General features: G+C 57.9%; 1 pseudogene. It reads right to left on the bottom strand.

The features are described from left to right. Nucleotides 1–302: 302 nt before the first annotated feature. Nucleotides 303–622 (bottom strand): annotated as a pseudogene (locus BMX99_RS19955) (IS5/IS1182 family transposase); the annotation flags it as partial. Between the last annotated feature and the right edge of the window lie 541 nt (nt 623–1163).

Raw genomic sequence — 1163 nt, 5'->3', positions numbered from 1 at the left:
GACTCGTTGTTCGCGAAGGAAATCTCACAGGAATTGCCCAAGGCCCAGGCTCGACGCGATCTTCCGCGTTGCCAGGCCAGAGGTCTTCAGCCCGAGGGCTTCGGCGATCTTCCGCATAGGCAATCGTTCATTCTGGGGCTCTTAACTCTTCCTGCCGGAAGACAAGGCTACCCCGCCGCACGATCGCCCAGCGGCGTCTCTCAGCCCGGGTCCGGGGTGACCGGATGCCCCGGAATCCGTGGCCGGATCAAACCGGAATCACTGACCGGATGTTATCGGAATGCCAGACCGGATGAGCCCGGTGTGCGCAACCGGGTTCCATCCGTTCGCTTTGAGTGGTCAAAGACAGGGATGAAAGGCAGTATTTTGCGCTTGAGCGCCAGCCAGACAAGGTTCTCAGAATACCCGTATGCCGAGTCCGCTGCCACCCAATCTGGCTTCAGGCCGAACCGCTCTGACGTCCGGTCGATCATCTTGATATTGCGCCCACTTCTGCCTGCCGGATCAACCGCCAAGCATCGACATCCACGATGATCCCATGATCCGTGTCGATCAGATAGTTGTCAGAACAGGCAAAGAAAGCCGGGCCTTTCCGCGCAGCCGTCTATTGGCTGGCGGGATCCAGAGAAGGCCCAAGAAATGGAGTTGACGAAACATGCCCACCTAAAGAAACGAGCGGTATGCAAGGTTCAAATGAACCTCTTCGCAAAGCCGTCGCTCGGACCAGAGGCCAAAGCGGTAGCCTACGAGCAGCCCATGCCAGAAGTTTTGATTTCGTGCAGCGCCTTCGCTGCAAACTTCTTCGACAAACGGGGAGCAGGCCGTCTGGGCCATGTGTGGTTTTGGCTATTGCCAACGCAGCATTCCTAATCGCGTGCTGCATAGTCTTCGGTGCGATCAGGCCTACATCACCAAAGCTATCATTGAGCCCGGCGCTGAGGCCCAGAGTCCGAACAACTCCGTTCCTACGTTCGTTGCCGCTGTCGGGAGCGGGACCTGTCAGAAATCTGCGATGTGTAGCCGACTGAATTTGTTCGGTGGTGCCTATGCGGAAGATCGCCGAAGCCTTCGGGCTGAAGACCTCTGGCCTGGCAACGCGGAAGATCGCGTCGAGCCTGGGCCTTGGGCAATTCCTGTGAGATTTCCTTCGCGAACAACGAGTC

Source organism: Pseudooceanicola nitratireducens (genome assembly GCF_900109195.1).
GTDB classification, from domain to species: domain Bacteria; phylum Pseudomonadota; class Alphaproteobacteria; order Rhodobacterales; family Rhodobacteraceae; genus Pseudooceanicola; species Pseudooceanicola nitratireducens.
Note: the sequence above shows the minus strand (reverse complement) of the source record. Positions and strands in the feature narration are given on the sequence as shown.